Raw genomic sequence first — 18,873 nt, 5'->3', positions numbered from 1 at the left:
GACTAATGGCTTGGAAACGGATCACCGCCCTGGCGGCGGTCGCCGCCCTCGGCGTCGCGTCGTGCGGCAGCCCGTCCGGAAGTTCGGGCAACAACAACGGCAACGAGATCGATACCTCGGCGCAGGCGCAGGTCATGGACGCGGCGGCCAAGGGGCCGGCGAAGCCGGTTGAGGGTGCCACGAAGGGCGGCACCATGACGATCCTGTCCGACGTGACGCCGAGCACCATGGACCCGACGAACACCTACTACGTCGACGGCAGCGCGATCCAGAAGCTGTTCTTCCGCGGGCTGACCCAGTACGACATCCGCGATGGTGCGCCGGTACTGGTGCCGGACCTCGCCGAGGACCTGGGCACCGTGTCCGAGGACGGTCTGAGCTGGACCTTCAAGCTCAAGAAGGGCATCAAGTACCACGACGGCACGCCGGTCAAGGCGGAGGACTACGCGTACGCGATCAAGCGGTCGTTCGCGCACGAGATCTTCAGCGACGGCCCGGCGTATCAGCTGTCGTTCTTCAAGGATCACGACAAGTACAAGGGCCCGTACGGCTCTGGTGGTGACTCCTATGCCGGCGTCGAGACCCCTGATGACAACACGCTGGTCATCAAGCTCGACAAGCCGTGGAAGGACCTTCCGTACTACGTGAGCTTCCCGCTGTTCACGCCGATCCCGAAGTCGAAGGACACCCGGCAGAACTACGAGAAGTCGCCGATGTCGACCGGCCCGTACATGGTCCAGTCGTACGCGCCCGGCACGGAGCTGAAGCTGACGAAGAACCCGAACTGGGACCCGAACACCGACCCGGTCCGGCACCAGTACGTTGACAACTTCGTCTTCAAGTTCGGTCTGGACCCGGTCAAGGTTCAGCGCCAGGTGCTCGCGAGTTCGGGTCCGGACGCGAACACGCTGAATTACAGCAACCTTGACTCGACCTTGCTTCCGCTGGTCACCGACCAGAACAAGGACCAGCTGATCAAGGCCCCGGGTACCTGCACGGTGTTCTTCACGATGGACAGCCGCAGAATCCCGATCGAGGTCCGCCGTGCGGTCGCAGCCGCCTACCCCTACGACTCGCTGCGCAAGATCGCCGGTCTGACCGACTTCGCCGACCCGGCCGCGTCGACCATTCTGCCTGGCGCGGTGCCCGGCTACGAGAAGTACGAGATCCCTGGGCTCAACGGTAAGGGTGACGGGGACCCGGAGAAGGCCAAGGAGATGCTGAAGGCCGCCGGCAAGGAGGGCTTCCAGCTCAGCTGGTACTACTCCAACGACGACAACATCGCCACCCAGGTCAGCCAGGCCCGCGCCCAGGCGCTCGAGAAGGCCGGCTTCAAGGTCAAGCCGATCGGCGTTCCGAAGGCCAACATCCGCAAGCTGACCGGCGACCAGAATGGTCCGGTCAACACCGGCAAGTCGCCGGCCGGCTGGTGCTCCGACTGGCCGTCCCCGACCAGCTGGTTCTCGGTTCTGTTCAAGTCGCAGGCCATTGCCGAGGGCAACAGTGTTGGTCAGCTCGAGAACAAGGAACTGGACGCCGAGATCGACCGCATCGAGGCGATGGACCCGAACGAGGCGCTGAAGAACGGCGAGTGGGCCAAGCTGGACCGGAAGATCCTGGAGGAGTACCTCCCCGCTCTGCCGATCCGGTACAGCAACGTCGCCTTCCCGGTGGGCAAGAACATCGGCAACCCGGAGGTCGACACCGCCTTCGGTATGCCGCACTTCGCCCGGATGTTCCTGAAGCAGTCGTAACGACCGTTACGGCTTGGTCCATCTGACAGAGTCCGATCGATCCGTGCCGGTGGCTGGGCAGCACGCCCGGTCACCGGCACGGTCGGCCAAAGGAGTAATCGGTGTTGTATTTCGTCGCGCGGCGAGCGTTGAGCGCCGTCACCGTCGTTCTGGCCACTTTGGTCGCGACGTTCGTGTTGTTCTTCGTCGCCCCGACCGATCCCGCCGCGGCCATCTGTGGTGAGCGCCAGTGCACCACGGAGCGGTACGAGGACATCCAGCGCAGTCTCGGCCTGGACAAGCCGAAGGTGGAGCAGTTCGCGGGATACATGAGCGGTCTGGTTGCCGGCCGGGACTTCGAGTCCCAGGGGTCGATTCGCCGCTGCGACGCGCCTTGCCTCGGCTACTCCTTCAAGTTCGACCAGTCCGTGTTCGAGATCATCAAGAGCCGCTTCCCGGTGACGGTGTCCCTGGCGGTCGGCGGTGCGGTGGTCTTCCTGCTGTTCGGTGTGACGATCGGCTCGATGGCGGCCAAGCGCCGCGGTACCACCGGTGACCGGATGCTGATGTCCTCGACGCTGGTGATGAGCTCGATCCCGTACTACATCGTCGCGCTGATGATCTCGCTCTACCTGACCATCTACTACACGATCCTGCCGCGCGGCGCCTGGGTCTCACCGCTGGACAGCCCTGGCGGCTGGCTACTCGGCATGATCACGCCCTGGCTGGTCCTGGGTATCTACAACTCCACGTCCTACAGCCGGTTCTCCCGTGGATCCATGGTCGAGACCCTGAGCGAGGACTACATCCGGACGGCCCGCGCGAAGGGTCTGTCCGACCGCAAGGTGACCTACAAGCACGCGCTCCGCTCGGCGCTGATTCCGGTCGTCACGATCTTCGGCCTCGATATGGCCGGCCTGCTCGGCGGCACGATCTTCACCGAGTACATCTTCGACATGCCCGGCATGGGCAAGCTCGCTCTCGACAGCCTGCGGAACTTCGATCTGCCCGTCATCATGGGTGTCGTTCTGGTCGGCGCGGTGCTGCTGGTGTTCATGAACTTCCTGGTCGACGTGCTCTACAGCGTGCTCGACCCGAGAGTGAGGCTGTGATGAGCGAGACCACCAGCTCTCCGACCACCGTGCAGCGGGAGAAGCGCGTCGGCGCGATCAGCCCGTCCGGTGAAGAGGCGTTCCTCGTGGTGGAGGACCTCACCGTGCAGTTCCCGACCGCAGACGGCCTGGTGAACGCGGTGAACGGCCTCAGCTACGCCGTACCGCTCGGGCGCACGCTGGCGATCGTCGGTGAGTCCGGTTCCGGCAAGTCCGTGTCGAGCATGGCCGTGATGGGCCTGCACGACATGCGCCGTACCCGGATGACCGGCTCGATCCGCCTCGGCGGCACCGAGATCGTCGGCCTGCCCGAGAAGGACCTGATGAAGGTGCGCGGTCAGACCGCCGCCATGGTCTTCCAGGACCCGCAGTCGTCGTTGCACCCGCTGTACACCGTCGGCAGCCAGATCACCGAGGCCTATCGGGTGCACCACGCGGTGTCGAAGGACGTCGCGAAAAAGCGCGCGATCGAGATGCTCGACCTGGTCGGCATTCCGAACCCGCAGCGCCGGTTCAAGCAGTACCCGCACGAGTTCTCCGGCGGTATGCGGCAGCGCGCGATGATCGCGATGTCGCTGGTCAACGACCCGAAACTGCTGATCGCGGACGAGCCGACCACCGCGCTCGACGTGACCGTGCAGGCGCAGATCCTGGACCTGCTGAACAACCTGCAGAAGGAGTTCGGCTCGGCCATCGTGATGATCACGCACGACCTCGGCGTGGTGGCCGAGATGGCCGACGACGTGCTGGTGATGTACGCCGGCCGCTGTGTCGAGTACGGCACGGCGGAGGACGTACTGGCCCGGCCCCGGATGCCGTACACCTGGGGGCTGCTCGAATCCATTCCGGTGGTTTCGGCCGAGAGCGAGCGGTTGCGCCCGATCAAGGGGCTGCCGCCGAGCCTGCTCGAACTGCCGAAGGGTTGCTCGTTCAATCCGCGCTGCCCGTACGCCGAGCGGGTCAAGGGCGAGCGCTGTTTCACCGACCTGCCCGATCTGCTGCCCGTCGACGGTGCCGGTACGCACACGTCCCGGTGCCACCTACCCGACAAGGCCTCGATCTACGAGGCCGAGGTCGAGCCGAGACTGGGCTGAGGAGAACGATGACGAACACTGAGCCGTTGCTCGAGGTCCGCGACCTCAAGATGCACTTCCCGATCAAGGAGACCGCGGGACTGGCCCGGCACCGCAAGGTGGTTCAGGCCGTTGACGGGGTCAGCTTCGACCTGGAGCCCGGCGGCAGCCTCGGCCTGGTCGGCGAATCCGGCTGCGGTAAGTCGACCACCGGGCGCATGATCACCCGGCTGCTCACGCCGACCTCGGGTTCGATCAACTTCAAGGGCACCGATATCGCCCAGCTGAAGGAGAAGCAGCTCCGGCCGTTCCGGCGCGAACTGCAGATCGTCTTCCAGGACCCGTACAGTTCGCTCAATCCGCGGCAGACGGTCAGCAACATCTTGTCGACGCCGCTGCGCGTACACAACCTGGTGAAGAAGGGCAAGGAGCTCGAGCGGGTCCAGGAACTCCTGGAGCGGGTCGGCCTCAACCCCGAGCACCACAACCGCTACCCGAGCGAGTTCTCCGGCGGGCAGCGCCAGCGCATCGGTATCGCCCGGGCGCTCGCGGTCGAGCCGCAGGTGATCATCGCCGACGAGCCGGTCAGCGCGCTGGACGTGTCGATCCAGGCTCAGGTGATGAACCTGATGGACGACCTGCGCAAGGATCTCGGTATCGCCTTCGTGTTCATCGCGCACGACCTCGGCGTGGTCAGGCACTTCTGCGACCGGGTGGCCGTGATGTACCTGGGCAAGATCGTGGAGATCGGCAGCAAAGACGAGATCTACGGTGCGCCTCAGCATCCGTACACCCAGGCGCTGCTGTCGGCCGCGCCCGACCTCGGCGTCATCCGCGGTACGCCGCCGAAGGAGCGGATCCGGCTCGTCGGCGACGTACCGAGCCCGATCGATCCGCCGAGCGGTTGCCGGTTCCGCACCCGCTGCTGGAAGGCCCAGGACATCTGCGCCGCCCAGGAGCCGCTGCTGGCCCGTCCGTCCAAGGCCGGCGAGAGCCACTTGGCCGCGTGCCACTTCGCCGAGCCGCGGGAGAACTTGATCGCCGCGACTGCCTGATAGTTCGCCGTACCGCCGCTTGAGCTAGTGGCGGTACGGCGTTCTGCCGCGGCTGGCGTTGCAGGGTCCTGCGACGGGGGCTTGCTGGACAGAGAGCGGGTGGTCAGCCGACAATCCTGAGATGACCTCCGCGCGGCTCCAGACGACTCGGCCCTCGGATGCCGAGCGCGATCGGGCCGTCGAGATCCTGCGTGACGGCGCGGGACTGGGCCGGATCTCGCACGACACCTTCGTGCGCCGGCTGCACTTTGTTCTCCGCGCGAAGAGCCGGGCCGAATTGGCTGACGCAACGCGCGACCTCCCCGGCGGCGAAGGCCGTGTGCGGGTACTGCTGCGCCGGATCACGAAGCGCCTGCCGCGCGTGACGGTCACGCCGTACCGCGCGATGCCGGTGGTTCCGAGTCTGATGCTGCCCGGGCCGGACGCCGTACCGGTCCGGATCGGGCGCGGTTATGCCGCCAACTTCCGCCTTGCCGACGACTCGGTATCCCGCTGTCACGCGGAACTCCGGCTGGTGGGGGAGAGCTGGATCCTGGCCGACGTCGGCTCGCTCAACGGGACGTTCCTCAACGGCCTGCGGATCACAAGCCCGGTCGAGGTTCGTCCCGGCGACCACGTGCGCTTTGGCGGCGTCGACTTCCAACTGCGGTGGACCGCGCCTTCGGCCACTACAACTCTCACCCGCTGAACTAGCCCGGTTGTAGGCGCTCCCGGGACTAAAGGGAGTGCGTACCGTGGCGAAGCTCCTCGCGCTGGGCGGCGTACCGAATCGTCTCGTAGCCGACAAGGGCCGCTGCGATCGCTGTAAGCACTACCAACTGGCCTAGTGCCGGAACCTTCGTAACCAGCGGTATGGCGACTACCGCCAGCCCGGCCGCGGCAAGACGGCTAACACCCACCTGGTGCGTCGTACGCCACTTGAAGCCAACATGGCCGAGTAGGTAGATCGCAACCCCAAGGAACAGGCTGTAAAGCCCGATGCCCTTCAAGGGGTCGGAGAGATCGTGGTGCTCGGCATCGCCGACGTACTCCAGGACCTTCTTCATGCCGAGTGCGAGCAGTACGACGCCCGCCACCATCGGGAAGTGCAGGAACGTGTAGGCGTCGCGCGCGAGCTTCGGGCGGGTCTCCTCCGGCTCGTTCGCGAGGGCGTGCTCGCCGTAGATCGCGGTGGCGTCGAAGTACGTCCACCACAGCGCCGCCGAGATCGTCAGGCCGAGCAACGACGCGACGACGATCGGCCAGGAGATCGGCAGATCGGTCACACCGACGCCGATGGCCACGATCGACTCGCCGAGCGCGACGATGATGATCAGGCCGTGCCGCTCCGCGAAGTGCTTCGCGGAGCGCAGCCGCCAGCCCCGGGCGTCGATCAGGTAGGTGCCGCCGTAGTCGGCCAGCAGCGCCGCGCCCCACAGCAACGTCTGGGTCTTACCGTGGAACTGGGAGGCGGCCGCGAGCAACGCCGTGCCAGCAAGCATGGACGGCGCGAACCGGAGCAGCGTGCGGCGCAGGACCGCGTCTCCGTCGGCGATCAGCCAGAACAGCACGAGGTGCAACGACCGGAAGACGAAGTAGGCGACCGCGATCACCACCGGGCCGGACAGCCCGCCCGGCAGATCGTGAAAGGCCTCCGGAATGGCCAGCGCGATGGCGAACATGGCCGCCATCGCCGCGAACAACACGAGCCGGACCGAACCCTCGTCGGCCTTGACCAGGTTGCACAGCCAGGAGTAGCCGATCCAGCTCCACCAGAGCAGGCCGATGATCAGTACGCCCCGGACCACGCCGTGCGCGGTCAGCTCGTGCGCCATCAACGCGGTGACCTGGGTGAGCGCGAAGACGAAGACCAGGTCGAAGAACAACTCGAGGGTGGTAACCGGATGGTCCGCGGTGGTGACGCGCGCGCGGATTGGCGGCCTGTGCTCTGTCATGACCGTCATTGTGCCGAACCGGACACCCCGCGGTCACCGCGAAAGGCCCCGGGTACGCCGTAAGCGCAACCGGGGCCCGCGTGGATGGCCGGATCAGGCGCGACCGCTGGCCACCCGGGTACGGCGGCTGAGCGAGTCGATCGTGACCGCGAGCAGCAACACGGCGGCGGTGACCATGTAGCGCACGCTCGAATCCAGGCTCAGCAGCGCGAGGCCGTTGGTGATCGACTGGATCACCAGGGCGCCGAGCAGCGCCGAGTACGCCGAACCGCGGCCACCGAAGAGGCTGGTACCACCGATGACGGCGGCGGCGATCGCGTTCAGGTTCCAGTCGGTACCGCCGCTGCTCTGGTTCACCGCGGCGAGCCGGGAGGCGGCCAGTAGACCGCCGACCGCGGCCAGGGTGGAGCACAGCGCGAACACCGACAGGTAGATCCCGCGCACGTTGATACCGGCCCGGCGCGCGGCCTCGACGTTGCCGCCGACCGCCACGACCGAACGGCCCCAGCGGGTCTTGCGAATCGCGAAGTCCATCACCACGACCAGCGCGAGGAAGAACACGAACATGGTGGAGACGCCGCGGTCCTGGCTGAGCACGATCACCGGCACGATCAGTACGGCGAACAGCAGCGCCGCCTTGAGCAGGATGATCGAGTTCGGGCTTGCCGACAGGCCGGCCTTGATCCGGCCACCGCGGGCGCGGATCCGGCTCAGCACGTACACCGCGACGATCGCGACGACCAGGCCGTACGCGAGCGGCGTCGGCAGGAAGCTGCGCTGCGCGAATCCGACCAGGGCGGAGTCGAACGGCAGGTTGAGCGAGCCGTCCTTGCCCAGGACAAGCAGTTGCAGACCCAGGAAACCGAGCAGACCGGCCAGCGTGATCACGAAGCTCGGTACGCCGAACCTGGTGTACAAGGCGCCGTAGAAGACACCGATCAGTACGCCGACCGCCACCGCGCCGAGAATGGCCAGCGCGATCGGCCAGTCCTGGTTGACGAACGTGACGGCCATGATCGCCGACGACAATCCGCTGACCGAGCCGACCGACAGGTCGATCTCACCGAGCAGCAGCACCAGAACGATGCCCAGGGCAATCGTTCCGAGCGCGGCGCTCTGCAGGGTGAGGTTGACCAGGTTGCGGCTGGACAGGAACGATCCGTTCGACGCCTGCAGCACGCCCCAGATGATGATCAGGCCGATCACCACCGGGATCGAGCCGAGATCGCCCGAGCGCATCTTGGAGACGAACGCCGCCCACGCGCCGCCGATACCGCGGCTCGCGATCAGCCGCTCGTCCTGCAGGTCGGCCGGCAGCGCGGCCGGGTCCTGTACGGCGACCACCTCGGACGGTGATCCCTTGACCGGGGTGGTCATGACTCGAGCCCTTCCGTGCTGCTGATCTTGTCCTGGACCCGGCGTGCCGCACGTTCGGACACGGCGTTGTCGGTCGCGCCGGTGATGGCGGCGATGATGTCCTGCGAGCTGGTCTCGGCGACGTTGAAGACACCGTTGTTCCGGCCGAGCCGAAGCACCGCGACCCGGTCGGCGACCGCCATCACGTCGGCCATGTTGTGGCTGATCAGGATCACGCCGTGACCCCGTTCGCGCAGCCGCTCGACGAGGTTCAGCACCTCGGCGGTCTGGGCGACACCCAGTGCGGCGGTGGGCTCGTCGAGCATCACCACCTTCGGTTCGCCGAGCAGCGACCGGGCGATCGCGACCGTCTGCCGCTGGCCGCCGGACAGGCTGGCGACCGGGATCCGGACCGAGGGGATCTTCGCGGACAGCTGCTTGAGCAGCTCCCACGAGGTCCGCTCCATCTCGATCTCGTCGAGAACCCTTCCCCGCCGCAGTTCGCGGCCGAGGAAGAGGTTCGCGACGACGTCGAGGTTGTCGCACAGGGCGAGGTCCTGGAAGACGGTGGCGATACCGAGCTTCTGCGCTTCGGCGGGGCTGGTGACGTGCACCTCGCGACCGTCGAAGGTGACCGTGCCGTCGTCGGGCGTGTACACCCCCGCGATGGTCTTGACCAGCGTCGACTTACCGGCGCCGTTGTCGCCGACCAGGGCAAGCACCTCGCCGGCCCGGACGTCCAGGTCGACGTTCTTCAGCGCCTGGACGGCTCCGAACCGCTTGGAGATGCCCTGCAGCGACAGCACCGTGCCGGTCGCGACCGGACTGGGGGTGACACTCATGAACCGAATCAGCCTCTCGGAGTGATTACTTCAGGCCGGCAGCGGCACAGGCGGTGGCGAAGTTCGCGGTGCAGATGTCCGACACCTTGTAAATACCGTCCTTGACGACTGTATCGGCGATGTTCGCCTTGGTGACGGCGATCGGGTCGAGCAGCGTGGACGGCACGCCCTGCACCTCGGTCTTGGCCTCGGGCTTGTCACCGTTGGCCAGCGCGAGCGCGGCCTTCACGGCGTCCTCGGCCTGCGGCTTGACGGCCTTGTAGATCGTCATCGCCTGGTCGCCCGACACGATGCGCTGGATACCGGCGAGCTCGGCGTCCTGACCGGTGACCGGGGGAAGCGGGTTCACGCCGCCGCCCTTGAGCGCGGCGATGGCGCCACCGGCGGTGCCGTCGTTGGCCGCGTACACGCCGACGAGACCCGACTTGATGGCCGAGAGCTGGCCCTCCATCCACGACTGGGCCTTGTCCGGGCTCCAGTCCGGCGTGTCGAACTCGGCCGCGATCTTGAAGCCGCTGCCGTCCAGCACGCTGTGCGCGCCGGCCTTGAACTGGGCCGCGTTCGGGTCGGTCGGCGAGCCGTTGATCATCGCGATGTTGCCGGAGGTCTTGCCGGCGTTCTTCAGGATGTCGACCAGGGTCTGGGCCTGCAGCTTGCCGACGGCCTCGTTCTGGAACGAGACGTAGTAGTTCGCGCCCTCGATGAAGCGGTCGTACGCCACGACGGGCACGTTCTGGCCCTTGGCGCTGTTCACGACCGAGGCGGCGGCCTTGCCGTCGACCGGGTCGAGCACCAGCACGTTCGCGCCCTGGGTCAGCGCGGCCTCAGCCTGCTGCTGCTGCTTCGCCGCGTCCTGGTCGGCGTTGCTGTAGATGACCTCGCAGCTCGGGCAGGACGCCTTCAGCGCCGCCTCGAACAGCGGACGGTCGAGCGCCTCGTAGCGGGCGGTCTTCGACTCCGGCAGCAGCAGGGCGATCTTCTTGCCCTCGGCACCGCCACCACCGGCCGCGGGCTCGTCGGAGCCGCAAGCGGCGAGCGAGAACACCATCGCGGCGGCGGTGACGCCCAGGCCGAGCAGCCGAACAGGGGATCGTGACATGTCGTACTCCTAAGACGTGAGGGCCCGGCGGGCCATCACCAGAGTCAAAGGGACAACCCACCTTGGCGTCAAGAGTTGAATTCAAGAAATAGACATTAGAACGTCACGAGTCCGTCACGCCCCCCTAACACCCCACCTCCACCACACCGGTATCCCACTCATCGGACCCTTGTTACGCGGCGTGTCGCCGTTCATCGGACGCTTCTGACCAGCCTCCGGCGTGTCGTCGGACGCTTGTTACACGGCGTGTCGCCGTTCATTGGACGCTTGTGACGACGGCGAGGGGCGGCCGGGCCGCTGGGTGCTCGGGGGTTCGCTCGGGTGGATTCCCTGCCGCCACTCGCCGCTGGCGCCGCCTCGGCTTCCCGTCTCCCCCGGATAGTGGCCGGCCCATCGCAGGTTTTGCGTTCATCGGTCCGAATCTGCCCTCCTCTTATGTGGGCCCACGCCTACGCGCCGTCCCGAGAGGGCAGAACTCGGACCGATGAACGCTTCCTGAGGGGCGCGTCACAAGCGTCCGATGAACGGCGACACGCCGCGTCACAAGCGTCCGATGAACCGCGACACGCCGCGTCACAAGCGTCCGATGAACGGGATACCGCCACGCCGTACGGCGAATGGGCGGGCGGGCGGTGGCGTTGTACGGCGATTGCGGGCGGCGGGATTACGGGCGGGCGGTGGCTTTGGCGTGGCCTAGAGCGGCGGCTAGGGAGAGGGCGCCGATGACGTCGGCTTCGTCGCCGAGTTCGGCCGGGCGGAGGTCGACGGTGGCGGCGGCGCTGGGGATGGCGCAGCGGTCGAGGGCCTCGCGAAGGGGGACCAGCACGAGGTCGCCGGCTTCGGCCATTCGCCCGCCCACCACGATCACCTCGGGGTTGATCAGATTGACCAGGCCCGCGACGGCGACGCCCACCCGGCGCCCCGCGTCCTCGATCACCCGGCGGCAGCCGAGATCGCCCGCCTTGGCCCGCTTGATCACGTCGCCCAGGCGCAACGGCCCGTGCGAGGCGGACAGCGAACTCAACAGCGCGCGCGAGCCGACGAACGTGTCCAGGCAGCCGCGATTGCCGCAGCGGCAGATCGGCCCGTTCTCGTCGATGGTGAGATGGCCGATCTCCCCGGCCGTTCCGGCGCTGCCGCGGAAGATCTCGCCGCCGACGACGATGCCCGCGCCCACGCCGTACGAGAACTTGATGTAGCACCCGTGCCGCACGCCGCGCAGCGCGCCGTTGCGCAATTCGCCCAGCGCGGCCAGGTTCGCCGTGTTGTCGAGGGCCACCGGGGCTCGGAGGTAGCCGGCCATCGCGGCGGCCACGTTGACCCCGCGCCAGCCGGGCAGTACGGCGTCCGACCCCGCCTCGCCGGTGACGGAATCGACCGGTGCGGGCAGTCCGAACCCGACTGCCTCGATGTCCTCGACGCCGTGGCCCGCGTCGTCGGCGAGATCGGCCAGCAGGCGTGCGGCGCGTTCCATGCCGTCGTCCGCGACGTGATCCGCCTGCAGGGGCATGTACTGCTGGCCGAGGATTTCGCCTTGGCCGTTCGCGATCGCCACCCGGACGTCGCGTTCGCCGAAGGCCACGCCCGCGAGCAGGCCGCCGCCGGAGGCGAGGGAGACCAGTACGGCGCGACGGCCGTTGCGAATGCTGCGGGACAGGGCGACCGCGCCGGCGCGATCGAGTTCGCGCACCATATTCGACACGGTGGCGGCGGAAAGGCCGGAGGCCTCGGCGATCTCGACCTGAGTGAGCGGTCCGAGCTGGCGAACCACGTCGAGCACCCGTTCGCGGTTGGCTTCGCGCAGCGAAGCCTGCGAGCCAGGCGCTGGACGGGTTGCGTTCATTACGTAAAGATAACGGATGTCGGCAGGTTGGTCACCGTGCCACGATCCGTATCGTCACCTTTCTCCCGGTCCAGCCTTGCCGGGCCCCATCCTGCCTGACATCAGAGCGCAAGCGCGACCACTATGAGGCAGATCGCGAAACCCGTCTCCACCCCGGCTCCGAGCACATCCCCGGTGATCCCTCCAAAGGCCTTCCGCGCCCGCCGTACCACCAGCAATCCAGCCGCCACCGCAGCCAAAACCGCGCCTGCGCCGAGCAGGCCGAGGCCCTCCGGCTGAAGCTGCTGCGCGCGCGCCGGCCGTTCCGCGAAGTCGGGCAACAGCGTCTTGCTGGAGATCAGATCGCGGCCGCCCTCGACGGCCGTGGTCTGACTCAGCAAAGGCGCAGCGCCGCGACCATCGCCGTACGGCAGGGGAGTGCTGAACCAGATCAAGCCAGCGGCGCCAACCAGGACGGCGGCAGTCGCGAAGACGGCGTACAGCGGGCGGACGGTGGATGCGACCATGGCGCCCAAGCCGTCGGGACGGGCAGACGGTACGCCGGTGCGGCAGGCCCACGGCAGCGTGAGGCGGCTCGCGACCGCGGCCACGAGGATGGCCTGCCAGCCAAGGCCGACCGAGACGCACGCGGTGAGGGCGGCGACGTTGATGAGCAGTACGGCGGCGATCGACGCGACTCCGAACGGGCCGACGTCGCCCTTCTTCATGATCGACAGCATGGTCTCGCGATCCCGGCGGCTGCCGAGTCCGTCGGCCATGTCCGCGAGGCCGTCGAGGTGCAGCCCGCCCGAGAGCCCGGCGAGTACGACGACCCCCAGTACGGCGGCTAGCAAGGGCGCATCCGGGCGGAGATGGTCGACGCCGGCCACCACGGCCGCGGCGATACCCCCGAGCACGAGGCCGACCACTGGCGCAAGGAGCATCGCGCGCCCGGCAACCCGCCGATCGACCGTGCCGGGCACGCCCGCGGGCAATATCGACAACGTGCCGAACGCCAATCGCACCGCGTCGCCCAAAACCCCTCCAACCCGCAGCAAACCGACCCCCTCGTCTATCACATCCACTCACCGGCAAGCGTTCATCGGTCCGAATCGGCCCTCTCGGGACGGCGCTCGCGCGCGGATCGGCCTGCGGGCAGGCGCAGATTCGGACCGATGAACGCAGACCGGCCGGGCAGAAGGGTCCGATGAACGGCGACACGCCGCGTCACAAGCGTCCGATGAACGGCGACACGCCGGGAGGCTAGAGGGGGTGGGGGTGGCCGGCGGTGCAGAGGAGGAGGGTGGTTGGGGGGTGGGCGATGGCGGTGTTGAGGCGGCCCATGAGGTCGCGGAACAGCCTGGTGGGGGCGTCGGCTGGGACGATGCCGGAGCCGACTTCGTTGCTGACGGCAACTACCCGGCGTTTGGTGGCGGCCCAGGCGGCGACGAGGTCGTCGATGGCCTGGTCCACCTCGGTGACGCGTTCGGGCGTGGTCCAGACGTTGGCGGCGTCCATGGTGCGGGTGAGCCAGAGCGTGAGGCAGTCGATCAGCAGCGGTGGGCCTTCGGCGGTGAGCAGCGGAACCAGGTCGATCGTTTCGACCGATCCCCAACTGGCCGGCCGACGGGCCTGGTGCAGGGCGATCCGCTCGGCCCATTCGGGATCACCCGCGGCGGTGTAGCCGGTGGCGACGTACAGGGTGTCGGGGTGCGGGGCCAGCAGGCGTTCGGCGAGGGTGGACTTGCCGGAACGGGCGCCGCCGAGCACCAGGGTGCGCTCGTACGCCGGGGTGGGCGTGGTCCATGAAAGGCGCTCGCCGGTTGGCGTCTGTACGTCGTACCGGAGGCCATCCGGGGTACGGACCGGTTGAACGGTGTAGCCCGCGATCGCGATCTGGCCGTCCGGGCGGAGCCGCAGTACGCCGTCGATCAGGGCGCCTTCGGCGTCGGTACTGAGGTCAGCCATCGGCCTTCTCCGGAAGTGGTTCGAAGACGGGACGAACGTCGAACGCGGCCTTGCGGGCGGTTCGCCGGAACGCCGTCAGGATGGGCCGTCCGAAGGCCAGCACCAGGCCGGCGCACAGCACGCCACGCGGGATGTCCCAGCCGAGCGAGGTGGCGGCGATGAAGAGCAGATAGCGGTGCAGGTTCTCCACCAGTGGTTCGCCCGGGATGAACGAGAAGTCGCTGCCGAAGGTGGCGAACGGCCAGAACCACAAGTTCATCACCAGGCCGTAGAGCACGCCCGCAACCAGTGAATACCCGGCCAGTACGGCGATCTCGGCGCGTCCGCTTGCCCGCGGCAACAACCCGGCCAGGCAACCGACCCACGCGCAGGCAAGCATCTGGAACGGCATCCACGGGCCGACGCCACCACTGACCAAAGCCCCGGCCAGCAACGACACCGCGCCCAGCACGAACCCGAACCCGGCACCGAACGCCCGCCCGGCCAGTACCAGCAGGAAGAACCCGGGCTCCAGTCCAGCCGTGCCCGGGCCTAGCGCGCGCAGAGCGGCGCCAACGGCCGCGAGCATGCCGAGCAGCGAGATGACCTTCGCGTCGACGCCGTTCTCCGAGAGCTCGGCGAGTACGACGGCGACCAGCAGGGGCAGTAGCAGGATGAAGAGCCAGGGGCCGTCGGTTGTATGCCCGATCGCGTTCTCCCCGGCCTGTTCGGTCGACCAGAGCAGCGGCCAGCCGAACGCGAGCAGCCCTACCGCCGAGGCGAGCACCAACGTCGCGGCCGACCGCGGCCGGAACCCGATCAACCGCTCAGCGGGCAGACCGCCCTCCAACCGGCCGGGGTCAGCAAAGCCGCCACGGCGCGATTTCACGACGCCTCGCCCAAAGCGGTCGCGACTTCACCAACGGTGAGGAACGGCAACGGAGCGAGGATCTTCGCGACCTGCGGCGCGAACGCGGGCGATCCGGCGATCACCGTCGCCGTCGGCCCATCGCTGACCAGCTCGCCATCGGCCAGTACCAGTACGCGGGTCGCGACCTCGGCCACCATCTCCACGTCATGCGTCGAGAGCAGTACGGCGTGCCCGGCGGCGGCCAGTTCGCGCAAGATCGTGACGAGCCGTCGCTTGGCGCCGTAGTCGAGCCCCCGGGTCGGTTCGTCCAGCAGCACCAGCGGGGGAGCACCGCAGAGTACGACGGACAGCGCGAGGCAGAGCCGCTGGCCTTCGGACAGATCACGCGGGTGCATCCGGTCGTCCACCTCGGGCGAGAGGCGGCGCAGCAAGTCGCGGCACGATCCGGCCGGAACGCCGAAGTCGTCGTCCGCGTGGGCGCATTCGTCCGCCACGGTGGCGGCGTACAGCAGGTCCGCGGGCTCCTGCGGCACCAGACCAACCGCATGCACCAGATCCTTCGGCCGCGCCTTATCCGGCGCTAAAGCCGCTCCAGCGCCACCCGAAGCCCCAGCAGAACGTGAACCGTCAGAGCCAGGTGTCACCGCAACCGACCCAGACCGGGGTTTGACCAGTCCGACCAAGGAATTGAGCAGGGTTGACTTACCGGCGCCGTTCCGCCCCATCAAGGCAACGACCTCCCCGGCGGCGATCTCCAGCGTCAACCCGCGCAAGGCCAGCGTCGGCCCGTACCCCGCCACCAAATCGTTGCACCGGGCAAGCACCCGTCCCGGTTCCGGCGCCACCCGCACCGGCACGCGCGCGGACAGGTCATTGCGCAGGGCAACGGCCGCTCGCCGCGCGTCACGGACCGACAGGGGCAACGGCGACCACCCGGCCAGCCGGCCGAGCTCCACCACCGGCGGCGCGACCGGAGCCGTCGCCATCAGCGCGGCCGGATCGCCCGTCGCGACGCTGGCGCTGCCACCCGGCACCTCGATCACGCGATCGGCGTACTGGATCACGCGTTCCAGCCGGTGTTCGGCCAGCACCACGGTGACGCCGAGGTCGTGCACGAGCCGCTGGAGTGCCGCGAGAACTTCCTCAGCGGCTTGCGGATCCAGCGCGGAGGTCGGTTCGTCCAGCACGAGCACGGCCGGATGCGCGGTCAGCGCCGCGCCGATCGCCGTACGTTGCCGCTGCCCGCCCGACAGCGACGTCAACGGCCGGTCGCGCACGTCGGCCAGCCCGAGCAGGTCGAGCGTCTCCTCCACGCGGCGGCGCATCACGTCCGCGGGCACGCCGAGCGACTCCATGCTGTACGCCAGTTCGTCCTCGACCGTGTCGGTGACGAACCCGGCCAGTGGATCCTGTCCGACGATGCCGACCACATCCGCCAGATCGCGCGGGCGGTGCAGCCGGGTGTCGCGGCCGTTGACGACGACTCGCCCGGCCAGCGTGCCGCCGGTGAAGTGCGGCACCAATCCGTTGATCGCGCGCAGCAGGGTCGATTTGCCCGAGCCGGTCCGGCCGATCACCAGGGCCAGTTCGCCTTCGGGGATCTCGAACGAGACGTCCCGCAGCGCCGGCTCGGTCTGGCCGTCGTAGGTCACCGTGACCCGGTCGAACTCGATCATGCCGGCACCGCCTCCCGACGTCGGCCGCCGCTCGGCGGCGGGGCCGCGATCGCCGGTAGCAGGCCGGCCAGAATGGCCATTGCCGGCAGCAACGGTAGCGGTGGTACGACCAGCGGCCCAGCCAATACCAGCCCGGCCACGCCGGTGCCCGCGGCAACGATCAACGCGCCTGCGGTCAGTACGCCGGACAACGTGACCAGCCATTCCGGCATCGCCCACGGGTCCGGCCGGTACCGCGTCCGCCCGACCCGCTGGTGCCCGATGGCCATCGCTGACACCGCGAGCAGTACGCCGATCGCCAGAGCCGTCGCGGCCACGGCCTCCGCCATCGCGTCAGTGAGCAACGCGTAGATGCCGATGGCCATCCCCATCAGCCCGAGCAGTACGAACGCCCCGGTGATCCGGCGCTGGCGCAACGGCGCCTGGGCGGTCCGGCCGTAGCCGCGCGAGTCCATCGCCGCGGCCAGTTCGACCGAACGATCGAGCGCGCCTTCGAGCACGGGCATGGCGGTGGTCCGGAACGAGCCCCGGCTCCGGCCGCGCAACCGGCGGGCGGCCCGGATCCGGCGGCTGTCGGTGACCAGCTGGGGCGCGAAGGTCAACGCGACCACACACGCGACTCCCATCTCGTAGAGGGCCCCGGGCAACGACTTGAGCAGCCGCCGCGGACTGGCCAGCGCGTTCGCCGCGCCGATACAACACAGCATCACCGCGAGCTGCCCACCGTCGTACAGCGCGGTGAGCAGGGCCTCGGCGGTGACGATGCCGCCGAGTTTGACGCCGTTGGCCCAGTCGGGCAGCGGGATCTGCGGCAGGGTGAAGAGGATGTGATTGCCCTGGGACCGGGTCGAGAGCAGGGCCTGCAGCACGATCCGTACGGCGATCACGACCAGGCCGAGCTTCAGGAACGCCACATAGCTGTTCGCCCAGGGCGCGTCGGTACGACGGGCCGCGACCACAAAACCGGCGACGACCAGGATCAGCAACAGCAGAAGCGGATTGCGGGTCCGGCTGGCCGCGACCGCCAGACCGAGCGCCCACAACCACCAGGCACCCGGGTGCAGAGCCCGGGGGAGCAGGGGATTGTGGATGGCCTTCACGACTCGATCTTCACTGAACGGTCATCGTGGCGTCAGGCCGAGGCGTTGCGGCGACGGCTGAGCACGAGCCCACCCATGCCGAGACCGGCGATCACGACCACGCCGATCACGATCGGCACCCACGGCGTGCCCTCGTCGTCGGCCGCGGGCGTGGACGAGGACCCGGGCGTGGACGAGGACCCGGGCGTGGACGAGGCCCCGGGCGTGGGCGAGGACCCGGGCGTGGGCGAGGTGCTCGCGGCCGGGGCCGAAGAACCGACCGCCGGCTTGATCTCGAGCTGCACAGGCGCGTCCGTGGCCGGAATGACGGCGTTCTTGACCTCGCCACCGCAACCGGTCGCCGGGTAGCCGTTGATGCCGCAGGTCAAACCGTTCTCGATCCGGACCGGGCCGATCGCCGCGAGCACCTGGGCGCCGGTCGACGCGGTCGCCGTCACCACGCAGGTACCGCTCGCAGCAGGCGGAGCCGACTTGTCCGCGGAATCCTCGGGAGTTCCGGAGTCGATGACCACGGCAACGCGCTTCTTGCCGGCCTCGGCGGGCGTGGACCCGCAAATGGCTTCGAAGTCACCAGCGGCACGCGGCGTACGCGACTTGGCGCCGGCGACGGCGTACCGCCAGCCCTCCACGGCGCCATCGGCCGGTACGACCTGCTCGGAGCCCTTCTGGGCGAAGGCCCACTGACCGTTCGTCCACTGGAAGTAGCCCCAGAAGCGGTAATCCGCCGCCTGGGCGACGGTGCCGGTCGCACCCAGCACAAGCAGGGCACCAAACAGCACGAGCACGATCCGGCGCACGAGGGACATCCTTTACTGACGAGGGAGACGGCGATCGGATGCTACCGCCACGCCCCACCGCCGCCCGCCCGCACACACTGCACATGCGAACAACCTCACGCCGGGACCGGCGTTCGTCGGTCCGGAGCTGGTTGGTCCGTGGTCACCCGCATGCTCCGCGCCGACTCCTGCCGGGTGGCGCGGGCGCACCTCCTCCCACGGTCGGACGCGAAATGCGGCGTCTCCCACGGTCGGACGCGGAATGCGGCGTCTCCGACGGTCGGACGCGGAGTGCGGCGTCTTCGACGGTCGGACGCGGAGTGCGGCGTTCGAGACAGGCCGGCTGCCGAGTTCTGGTACGACTACCTGGCTGCAACCGGGTAGTGGTCAAAAAACTCGGCAGCGGGCACCCCAAACCCCGGCAGCCGCGCGAAACCCCGGCAGCGGGCACCCAAATCCCGGCAGCCGCGCGAAACC

16 protein-coding genes are annotated in these 18,873 nt (G+C 68.5%); 5 read left to right on the top strand and 11 right to left on the bottom strand.

Annotated features, from left to right (window positions below; genetic code table 11):
- The first annotated feature begins 5 nt into the window (after positions 1-5).
- From ACFFGN_RS29620 to ACFFGN_RS29600, 5 genes are all read left to right on the top strand, one after another.
- Positions 6-1,754: an ABC transporter substrate-binding protein gene (locus ACFFGN_RS29620; protein WP_380054206.1), complete on the top strand. Its 1,749-nt coding sequence runs from the start codon at positions 6-8 to the stop codon at positions 1,752-1,754.
- Between the two features lie 101 nt (positions 1,755-1,855).
- On the top strand, positions 1,856-2,845 hold the full coding sequence (locus ACFFGN_RS29615; RefSeq protein WP_380054203.1) for an ABC transporter permease: 990 nt from the start codon (positions 1,856-1,858) through the stop codon (positions 2,843-2,845).
- A complete protein-coding gene (locus ACFFGN_RS29610; protein WP_380054200.1) occupies positions 2,845-3,939 on the top strand; it encodes an ABC transporter ATP-binding protein in 1,095 nt (364 codons plus the stop codon). Before ACFFGN_RS29615 ends, ACFFGN_RS29610 begins: the two co-directional genes overlap by 1 nt.
- An 8-nt stretch (positions 3,940-3,947) precedes the next feature.
- Complete coding sequence (locus ACFFGN_RS29605) at positions 3,948-4,973, top strand: ABC transporter ATP-binding protein (RefSeq protein WP_380054197.1); 1,026 nt, start codon at positions 3,948-3,950, stop codon at positions 4,971-4,973.
- Positions 4,974-5,094: 121 nt separating this feature from the next.
- Positions 5,095-5,661: an FHA domain-containing protein gene (locus ACFFGN_RS29600; RefSeq protein ID WP_380054195.1), complete on the top strand. Its 567-nt coding sequence runs from the start codon at positions 5,095-5,097 to the stop codon at positions 5,659-5,661.
- Between the two features lie 28 nt (positions 5,662-5,689).
- Here the strand turns inward: ACFFGN_RS29600 and ACFFGN_RS29595 are convergent, their stop codons facing one another.
- From ACFFGN_RS29595 to ACFFGN_RS29545, 11 genes are all read right to left on the bottom strand, one after another.
- Positions 5,690-6,907, bottom strand: a complete 1,218-nt coding sequence (locus ACFFGN_RS29595; protein WP_380054192.1) for a low temperature requirement protein A — start codon at positions 6,905-6,907, stop codon at positions 5,690-5,692.
- A 93-nt stretch (positions 6,908-7,000) separates the two neighbouring features.
- The gene (locus tag ACFFGN_RS29590) at positions 7,001-8,284 is read right to left on the bottom strand and encodes a sugar ABC transporter permease (RefSeq protein WP_380054189.1); all 1,284 of its coding nucleotides are present in this window, start codon (positions 8,282-8,284) and stop codon (positions 7,001-7,003) included.
- Entirely contained in the window at positions 8,281-9,105 is an 825-nt protein-coding gene (locus ACFFGN_RS29585) for an ATP-binding cassette domain-containing protein (protein WP_380054186.1), read from the bottom strand. Before ACFFGN_RS29585 ends, ACFFGN_RS29590 begins: the two co-directional genes overlap by 4 nt.
- Positions 9,106-9,130: 25 nt before the next feature.
- Complete coding sequence (locus tag ACFFGN_RS29580; protein WP_380054184.1) at positions 9,131-10,204, bottom strand: substrate-binding domain-containing protein; 1,074 nt, start codon at positions 10,202-10,204, stop codon at positions 9,131-9,133.
- Between the two features lie 664 nt (positions 10,205-10,868).
- Complete coding sequence (locus ACFFGN_RS29575) at positions 10,869-12,047, bottom strand: ROK family transcriptional regulator (RefSeq protein ID WP_380054181.1); 1,179 nt, start codon at positions 12,045-12,047, stop codon at positions 10,869-10,871.
- Positions 12,048-12,148: 101 nt separating this feature from the next.
- Positions 12,149-13,051, bottom strand: a complete 903-nt coding sequence (locus ACFFGN_RS29570; RefSeq protein ID WP_380054177.1) for an adenosylcobinamide-GDP ribazoletransferase — start codon at positions 13,049-13,051, stop codon at positions 12,149-12,151.
- Between the two features lie 238 nt (positions 13,052-13,289).
- A complete protein-coding gene (locus ACFFGN_RS29565) occupies positions 13,290-13,994 on the bottom strand; it encodes a bifunctional adenosylcobinamide kinase/adenosylcobinamide-phosphate guanylyltransferase (protein ID WP_380054174.1) in 705 nt (234 codons plus the stop codon).
- A complete protein-coding gene (locus ACFFGN_RS29560; protein WP_380054170.1) occupies positions 13,987-14,862 on the bottom strand; it encodes an ECF transporter S component in 876 nt (291 codons plus the stop codon). The genes ACFFGN_RS29565 and ACFFGN_RS29560 overlap by 8 nt, the downstream gene beginning before the upstream one ends.
- Positions 14,859-16,520, bottom strand: coding sequence for an ABC transporter ATP-binding protein (locus ACFFGN_RS29555; protein WP_380054166.1), 1,662 nt, complete (start codon positions 16,518-16,520; stop codon positions 14,859-14,861). Before ACFFGN_RS29555 ends, ACFFGN_RS29560 begins: the two co-directional genes overlap by 4 nt.
- On the bottom strand, positions 16,517-17,620 hold the full coding sequence (locus tag ACFFGN_RS29550) for an energy-coupling factor transporter transmembrane component T family protein (protein ID WP_380054164.1): 1,104 nt from the start codon (positions 17,618-17,620) through the stop codon (positions 16,517-16,519). The genes ACFFGN_RS29555 and ACFFGN_RS29550 overlap by 4 nt, the downstream gene beginning before the upstream one ends.
- A gap of 32 nt (positions 17,621-17,652) precedes the next feature.
- Complete coding sequence (locus ACFFGN_RS29545) at positions 17,653-18,417, bottom strand: SCO2322 family protein (RefSeq protein ID WP_380054161.1); 765 nt, start codon at positions 18,415-18,417, stop codon at positions 17,653-17,655.
- Between the last annotated feature and the right edge of the window lie 456 nt (positions 18,418-18,873).

It is taken from the genome of Kribbella deserti (assembly GCF_042434725.1).
GTDB classification, from domain to species: Bacteria; Actinomycetota; Actinomycetes; order Propionibacteriales; family Kribbellaceae; genus Kribbella; species Kribbella deserti.
The sequence above is the reverse complement of the archived record's forward strand: the minus strand, read 5'-3'. Positions and strand labels throughout refer to the sequence as shown.